This window comes from Oleiphilus sp. HI0128 (assembly GCF_001635365.1).
Map to the genome: position 1 here is coordinate 1 of NZ_LWGG01000198.1, position 828 is coordinate 828.

Sequence of the window (828 nt, forward strand, 5' to 3'; positions counted from 1 at the left end):
TCGTGTCAAGGACCTAGAAGCCTCTCTGGACTTCTATTGCAATAAACTAGGGCTCGTTGAGATTAGTCGCAAAGACAGCGAGAAAGGCCGATTCACACTAGTATTTCTTGCGGCACCGGACGATGCTGATGAAGCGAGAATTATCAAAGCCCCTTGCCTGGAACTAACATACAATTGGGACACTGAAGACTACACCGGCGGTAGGAATTTCGGGCACCTGGCTTTTTCTGTCGACAATATCTATGAGCTATGTGAAAAACTACAGTCACAAGGATTAACGATCAACCGGCCTCCGAGAGACGGCTACATGGCCTTTATTCGTTCACCCGATGGCATATCAATCGAACTTCTACAAAAGGGCGATAACCTTGCACCTGAAGAGCCTTGGGTATCAATGACGAATACGGGGGAGTGGTAAAGAGTTTAAGGGCTGTAGGTCTTAATAATTTCTTTAACTCTTCCCTGCTGCTTCATCTTTCGCAAGTGATGATTAAATGCAGAGACAATTGCCTGATGATCAGCTAAAGACTTAACAATCGCCATGTGAAGCTCACGCTCAGTATAAGCGGGCTCTACAAATTTAAGCTGTTCGTTAAGCATCTTATTTTTCTGCATCAAGCGACTCAAAATCAAATGATCACCAATGCCGATATCTATCCGCCCCAGTGCCAGCATCTTTAACATGCTTAAGGCGTTTACCATTGGGGTTTTATTCAGCCCTGCAGCATTGTCGAAATTATGACCAAAACTCGCCCCCTTTCTTACTCCTATTTTTAAACCTTTTAGATCATCCAATTTCTGATATGAAATCACTTCGCTCTGATCAGA

2 protein-coding genes are annotated in these 828 nt (G+C 44.0%); one reads left to right on the forward strand and one right to left on the reverse strand.

Translation table 11 applies throughout. The features are described 5' to 3' along the window. Positions 1 to 418 (forward strand): VOC family protein (locus tag A3763_RS02540; RefSeq protein ID WP_068759861.1); only part of this gene is annotated, 418 nt, incomplete at its 5' end. Positions 419 to 423: 5 nt separating this feature from the next. Here the strand turns inward: A3763_RS02540 and A3763_RS02545 are convergent. Next, positions 424 to 828: ABC transporter substrate-binding protein (locus A3763_RS02545; RefSeq protein WP_156494845.1), on the reverse strand; the 405-nt coding region annotated here is incomplete at its 5' end.